At 39.7% G+C, this 7216-nt stretch carries 6 protein-coding genes; 2 read left to right on the top strand and 4 right to left on the bottom strand.

Annotation, left to right across the window (positions count from 1 at the left end):
- Both WB217_RS05505 and WB217_RS05500 read right to left on the bottom strand, forming a co-directional pair.
- Window positions 1–1706: efflux RND transporter permease subunit (locus WB217_RS05505; RefSeq protein WP_423991412.1), on the bottom strand; the 1706-nt coding region annotated here is incomplete at its 3' end.
- A 126-nt stretch (window positions 1707–1832) separates the two neighbouring features.
- Complete coding sequence (locus tag WB217_RS05500; protein ID WP_423991410.1) at window positions 1833–3989, bottom strand: AAA family ATPase; 2157 nt, start codon at window positions 3987–3989, stop codon at window positions 1833–1835.
- 223 nt (window positions 3990–4212) lie between these two features.
- Here WB217_RS05500 and WB217_RS05495 point away from each other — a divergent pair, with 223 nt between their 5' ends.
- Together WB217_RS05495 and WB217_RS05490 are read left to right on the top strand one after the other, a co-directional pair.
- Window positions 4213–5256, top strand: coding sequence for a GerAB/ArcD/ProY family transporter (locus WB217_RS05495; protein WP_423991408.1), 1044 nt, complete (start codon window positions 4213–4215; stop codon window positions 5254–5256).
- A gap of 74 nt (window positions 5257–5330) precedes the next feature.
- Complete coding sequence (locus WB217_RS05490; RefSeq protein ID WP_423991406.1) at window positions 5331–5609, top strand: hypothetical protein; 279 nt, start codon at window positions 5331–5333, stop codon at window positions 5607–5609.
- 103 nt (window positions 5610–5712) lie between these two features.
- Here WB217_RS05490 and WB217_RS05485 read toward each other — a convergent pair whose 3' ends face one another.
- Window positions 5713–6384, bottom strand: a complete 672-nt coding sequence (locus WB217_RS05485) for a hypothetical protein (RefSeq protein WP_423991404.1) — start codon at window positions 6382–6384, stop codon at window positions 5713–5715.
- A gap of 164 nt (window positions 6385–6548) precedes the next feature.
- Window positions 6549–7160 carry a lysostaphin resistance A-like protein gene (locus WB217_RS05480; RefSeq protein ID WP_423991402.1) on the bottom strand — a complete coding sequence of 204 codons (612 nt, stop codon included), beginning with the start codon at window positions 7158–7160 and terminating at the stop codon, window positions 6549–6551.
- Window positions 7161–7216 lie beyond the last annotated feature (56 nt).

The raw sequence follows: 7216 nt of genomic DNA, 5'->3' as shown, positions 1-7216 counted from the left end.
TCTACCTTCATTGAAACATCATTCGTCTTTTCGAGCGATGTAGAGGAAGGGAGCTGGAAGGTAGCCACAAGCAGCTTTTGTTCCTCGTTAGGGATAAAAGTAAAGCCAAGACCTTTTACAAGGAACCCTGAGCCTGCCAAAAGCAGGAATGAAAGTATAATGACAAGTGCTTTATGGTTGAGTGACCATTTTATGGCACTTGCATATGCGCGCTGCATTGCGCCTTCCTTTTCTTCCTTAGGTACCATTTTAAATGAAAACTTTGCAAGGATAGGAACGATCGTGATCGCTACGATTAATGATGCAAGCAATGAGAATACAATTGTCAGTGCAAATGGAAGGAAGAATTCTCCGGTAATCCCGCCTACAAGCCCCAGAGGCAGGAATACGACGACTGTTGTTATGGTCGAAGACGTGATTGCTTTCAGGATTTCTTTTGTTGAATCCTGGATCAGGTCATCCGTCATTCCTTCTTTTGTCTTCCGGACCCTCCTGAATATATTCTCGATTACCACGATGCTGTCATCCACAACTCGGCCAACAGCAACGGCCATGCCTCCGAGTGTCATGATATTCAGGGAAATATCGAGCTGATTAAGGAAGATAGAAGAGATTAACAGCGAAAGCGGTATTGAAACGATGGCTATGATTGTAGCCCTGAAATTTCTTAGAAAAATAAGTACCGCAATCGATGCGAATAGTGCTCCCAACAATCCTTCTTTTACTAATGTATTAACTGACTTTTCGATGCCCTCTGCCGAATCAAATCCAATTGCGTAGTCCAGGCGGTCGCTATAGCTGTCTATTACGGCTAATACTTTTTCAGCAATCTCTACGGTATTGGCATCCTGTTTTTTCGTGATCGCCATTGATAAAGATTCTTTTTCATTGTAGCGGGTGATTTCTGGCTTTTCTGTTACTACCTTGATGGTGGCTATATCACCAAGTTTTATTGCCGGAGCCTCAGGTGCGAATTTTGATTTAATCAGCAAGTTTTCAAGCTCTTTGATTTCTTCAATTTTCTCTTGTACCCTGATTGGGACCTGGATTTCATTTTCGTTCAGGTTTCCAGCTGGAAAGCTGAACTTTTTTGAGTTAATCGTTTCTTTAATTTCATTTAAGCTAAGTGCGAGTTGGGCTGCCTTTTTCTGATCAACGGTTATCTGGAGTATATCCTCAGTCTGCCCGCCAACGGAAACACTGTTAATTCCCTGAATTTTATTAAGTTGAGGAATGATTTCTTCATTTACTAGCTGCTCAAGGTCTTGATTATCTTTGGCAAAAAGTGAAATGTTAAAAATAGGGAAGGAGCCAAAGGAAAATCTGTTTACATTCGTCTGTACATTTTCCGGAAGTCCAGCCTCTTTTATATAGGTATTTACTTGCTGCTCGGCATCATCCAAATCTGTATTAAATGGGAACTCTAGATTGATGATGGCGATGCTTTCAAAGGATGAGCTCTGCATCTTTTTGATGCCTTCAATACCTTTTAATTTCGTTTCAAGTTTTTCCGTTACCTGTTCATTAATATCCTGTGGGGAAGCACCAGGATACAATACTTCGATTGAAAGTTGGGGGAACTCGATATTAGGGAGCAAATCCACCTTTAAACGTGTAAAGGAATACAATCCGCCAAGAATTAATAAGAAGGAAATGATGAAAACAGCAAAAGCATTCTTTAAACTGAATTTTGTCAAAAACTGCATAAGGTTAACCTCTTTTCTAAAAATGTATGCTTTTATTCTATACGCGTTTTATGTACTTTTCATTTTCAAACTGTAAAAAATGTAAAAAAACTTAAAAAGGCCCGGAACAATGTCCGGGCGTCTGCATTATTTACGTTTAATTGTGATTGTGTCATTTTCGATTACTGCATTGAGTTCATTTTCATCAGGCTTTTCAAGAATGAAGTCGGCGATTGAATCCTCAAGCTGCTCTTGGATGGAACGGCGAAGTGGACGTGCGCCGAAGGCAGGGTGAAATCCAAGCTCCGCTAATTTCTCTTTTACTTCATTAGAAACTTCTATGCTGATATTTTGTTCTTTGAGGGTATTTTTCAGTTCAGCAAGCATCAGGTCGACAATTTGAAGAAGACTTTCCTTCTCAAGTGACTTGAATTCTATAATGCTGTCAAAACGGTTAAGGAATTCCGGCTTGAAGAACCCGCCAAGTGAATCAAGAATGCTTGATTCAGCAACAGCCCCGCTCTTATCAAATCCAACCTTAATGGTTTTGTGTCCAACGCCTGCATTGCTTGTCATGATGATGACTGTATCTTTGAAACTCACTGTCCGACCCTGGCTGTCAGTCAAGCGTCCATCTTCAAGTATTTGCAGGAACATATGCTGGACGTCAGGGTGAGCTTTTTCGATTTCATCGAGCAGGATGATGCTATAAGGGTTACGACGGACTTTTTCAGTCAATTGGCCAGCTTCCTCGTGTCCTACATATCCTGGTGGTGAACCGATCAGTTTGGAAACACTATGCTTCTCCATATATTCACTCATATCGAGACGTACCATTGCGTCCTTAGAACCGAATAATTCGTCAGCAAGTGTTTTGGTTAATTCTGTCTTACCCACACCAGTTGGTCCAACAAACAGGAATGACCCAATTGGCCGGTTTTTGGATTTCAAGCCTGCACGGCTGCGGCGGATCGCTCTTGCAACCTTTTGGACAGCTTCTTCCTGTCCAATGACTTTGTCATTCAGGTTAGCAACAAGATTCTTCATCTTTTCCTGCTCATCTTCCTGCAGCTTTCCTACAGGGATTCCCGTTTTCTTTTCGATGATTTCCTGGATATGCTGAACTGTAACGACCGAACGGGCTGAATTTCCGTTTGCATTTATACCTTTTTCAAGCTTTGTCTCTTCGTCACGGAGCTTAGCAGCAGTTTCATAGTCTTCCTGCTTAAGTGCCTGTTCCTTTTTCTTCGCAATTTCAGCAAGGCGGCTCTCCGCATCGTTTTGATTTGTGTAATCAGATGCAAGATTTATTTTTGAACCGGCTTCATCCATTAAGTCAATCGCTTTATCAGGGAGGAATCGATCCTGGATATAGCGGTGTGAGAGCTGAACGCATGCAATGATAGCATCTTTTTCAAATGAAACTTCATGAAAGTCTTCATACTTAGACTGGATTCCCTTCAGGATTTCAATTGCCTCGTTCACAGTTGGTTCAAGTACATGCACAGGCTGAAAGCGTCTTTCTAGAGCTGCGTCTTTTTCAATTTGGCGGTATTCTTTCAGCGTAGTCGCCCCGACGACCTGCAGTTCACCACGTGCAAGCGCTGGCTTCAGGATATTTCCTGCATCCATGGAGCCTTCAGCAGACCCGGCGCCAACAAGCTGGTGAATTTCATCAATAAATAAAATGATGTTCTTGCGAGCCTGCAGTTCTGAAATCAACTGTTTCATTCTTTCTTCAAATTGTCCGCGGATCCCTGTATTGGAAACCATTGAAGCTACATCTAACAGGTAAATTTCTTTGTTTTTCAATTTATTCGGTACATTGCCTTCTACAATTTTTAATGCGAGACCTTCAGCGATGGCTGTCTTACCAACGCCGGGTTCACCAATGAGAACTGGATTGTTTTTGTTTCTTCTGTTTAAAATTTCGATGACACGCTTTACTTCTTCGTCGCGGCCGATAACAGGATCGATCAGGCCAGTCTTGGCAATCTGGGTCAAGTTTCTTCCGAATTGGTCAATAAATCCATTTCCGCTTCCTCCATTTTTAGGGGCAGGACCAGCAGGATTATGGCCAGGGATATTATTGTTCATGTTACCTGAAAATTGTTTAAACATATCGTTAAAAGGCGAACCTCCAAAACCGGCAAATCCGGACATTTGGCTGCCGAAGGATGAGCCTAATTTTTCTCGCTCTTTATTGTAGCAATCTTCACAGAGCATTAAATGCTTCTGATTACCGTTTAAATTAACTTTCAATTGAATATGTGCGTGTTTCTCCTGGCAATTTTGGCAAAGCATTTAAATTCCTCCTTCAAAGGTTTCAATTTCTAATTTTGATCAAACAAGTTGTTTTTTTTGACTTTGACTATCTTTGATCAATTTGCTTTTATTATACTTTGACCTGTTTTGACTTTCAATAATTTTGATTATGGTAATTTTTACATTTTTGTAACTAGTCTTTTTAAAAGCTCGTCATGGTTTGTCTTAGTTCACATATATTGAAAGGGAGGAGGGGAATGCTTTGAAGACAAACTGGGGAGCTGCCTTTCAAATCGCTGCTGTTTATGTTGGCACGGTCGTGGGTGCCGGCTTTGCGACCGGGAGGGAGATCGTCGAATTTTTTTCCCGCTTTGGCGTATTTGGATTGATTGGAATATTCATGAGCGGATATATGCTTATTTACATGGGCTCCAAGCTGATGAGAATTGCTGCCTCAATTGGAGCCCATTCATATGAAGAAATGAATGAACATCTGTTTGGGAAGTTTTTTGGAAGATTGATCAATATAGTCATGCTGGTCATGCTTCTTGGAGTATGTGCTGTTATGCTTTCTGGGGCCGGAGCTGTATTTGAAGAACAACTTGGGCTGGACAAATCACTTGGAGTATTCATTACAATCGCTCTTTCGCTTGCAGTCATGTTCGTCGGCTTGAAGGGAGTATTTGCAGTTAATACATTTGTTGTGCCAATGATGATTATTTTCAGTCTAATCCTATTTTTCCTATCAGTGCAATTGCCGGGTTTTATCGAACAAGTGGTTTTTATGCCATATGCAGAGGATGGATGGAAGTCCGTTGTGGCTCCATTTTCATACACAGCATTAAATCTTTCACTTGCTCAGGCGGTGCTTGTCCCAGTAGCAGCGGAAATTAAGGACGACAATACCGTGAAGTGGGGCGGAATTATTGGAGGCAGTGCCTTGACATTAATTCTCCTTTCCAGCCATTTGACCTTGATCATGCTGCCAGGATTTGAAACCTTTGAAATTCCGATGGCAGTAATCATGAAACAGCTGGCTTCTGGTCTGTACTGGATTTTTGTATTAATCGTTTATGGAGAGATTTTCACGTCAGTAATTGGCAATATCTTCGGTTTGGAAAGGCAGATCCAAAAATACATCAAGCTTCCTAGTATGCTCGTCGTATCATTATTGTTTCTGATTTGCTATTTCATAAGCCTAATCCATTATGGAACATTGCTTTCAATTCTATATCCCGTTTTTGGTTACATCAGCTTGATTTTTATTATTCTGCTATGGATGAAACCAGTAAATACAAAGAGTTGAATATTAGTTGTTAATATATGGTAATTTATGATAGAATTCAATTATAAATAAAAGCTTGGAAAGGTGTGAATGGCATGAAAAAGAAAGATTTAGTAATGTCTGTTCTGCTTAATGCTTTTTTAGGTTATCTTTGGATTCTTTTTATCGATCATATTATTGTGGTTGCAAATTCTCTCGATAACTTTGTTTTGGGGGTTATGGTCGTGATTGGAGGTACGACACTTTTTTGGGAAATTGTGAAAAGGGTAACTCCATTGAATGAATATCAAAATAGGCATCCTGTAAAAATTGCTGGATTTCTTTCCTTTGGGACTGTAATCACAGTTAATTTATTTGTATTCAATTTAATATAAAGGCGATTTAAACTTGACTGTGGATTTTCTCGTAGAAGTTTCAAAAAAACAAAAAATATCCAAAAACTCAGCCAAATAAAAAAGAAGGGAGGCCCCTTCTTTTTTATTTGTTCTCTTTAAGGATGGTTTTGCCCATTTCCAAAAAGGCATTCCTATGATCAGCATTATCCTTCGTGAATAATGTCAATTTGATTGGCTGTTGTTCATTTTTTATCAGATATGAAGTTACAGTCTCTGATCCGCTCTTTGTTTCCATTGCCCATGCATTTTCAAAGAAAGCATCATCAGGAATTTCGGCTTCCTTCACATCTGGTCCTACAGCTGTTAGCTGGGCTTTTGTGTTTTGTTCCATTAGAGCCCAATCGATATCTGCAGGAAGCAGTTCAATCCTCATAAAGACACTATCATCCTCATTCCAGAAAAGAACATCTTTATTCGGTTCTTCTCCAGTAAGTTCATATTCAGGTAAAACATACATAGAATAGTTTTGATTGTCATTGTATTTTAAGAAGGCTGTTTCTTCTTTCTGTTCACCATTGACTTTATAAGTAAAGTTTTGTTCAAGGATCCGAATTACGCCATCCTCGCCTTTATCTTCCGATTGCTTCTGTTCTGTTGTTTCTTGTCCATCAGCTTGCTCTTTTTCAGTATTTTCAGGTGCGGATGCTGGCTTTGAAGCGGTCGTCTTATCAGCAGATTGTTCAGCAGAACCACATCCTGCAATAAACATTGCTGACAAGCTCAGCACTGCAAAAGGTTTTACTAATTTGTTCATATATATTGCCCCCTGTATTCTCATTTGGTGTTAACTATTCTTTTAGACGCGATTGACACAAATAAGTTACAACCACTATACCCTAAAAAAAAGATAACATGTACAAGTTATGGGAACAATAAAAAAATGACCCAGTCAGGCCATTCAGGTCTGCGGGGTCATTTTTAACGAAGCGGAAGAAATACAAACAATAATAAATCAAAAACAATATGAGAAACAATAACTAGAGGAAGACTTCGCTTCCAGGCATATAAGATGCTCCATGCTAATCCAGCGATGATTGCAGCAAGGACCAGGATGAATTCTCCTGAATAAAGGTGAGCAGAGGCATATAGGAATACAGAAAGTCCGATGCTCATTTTCATCCCAAAATGTTTATTAAGGCGCTTTTGGATAAATCCTCTCCAAAAAATTTCTTCACCAGGAGCAATGATTAAAACGAGCACAAGATAATGCCAGATCATTTCTGGTGAAAATCTACTGTATAGTCGGGAAATTTGCGTGGTTAAAGGGAGGTTAAGAATATCTATAAATGAGCTTCCCAGCCAGAAGAGTCCAAAAAGGCCAAGTCCGGATGCAATCCCTATGGAAAAATATGATAAAGTCGAAGCCTGATCTTCGATTTCTTCATGTTTGATGGAATAACTGATTAACACTAGCATGGATGCTGTGAAAATATACCAGAATACTGTCTTGTCCTCGAAGGTAAAAAATAATAGTAGATGTGCGATCAATATACCTAAAATAAATCTGCGATCCGCCATCCATTTGTTCATTAAGACTAACCCCTTTCCAGAAACAAAACTTATTGTATCAAAAATTTGCTTAAAGT

The sequence above is a fragment of the Mesobacillus sp. genome (assembly GCF_049588175.1).
Lineage (GTDB): Bacteria > Bacillota > Bacilli > Bacillales > Cytobacillaceae > Mesobacillus.
Note: the sequence above shows the minus strand (reverse complement) of the source record. Positions and strands in the feature narration are given on the sequence as shown.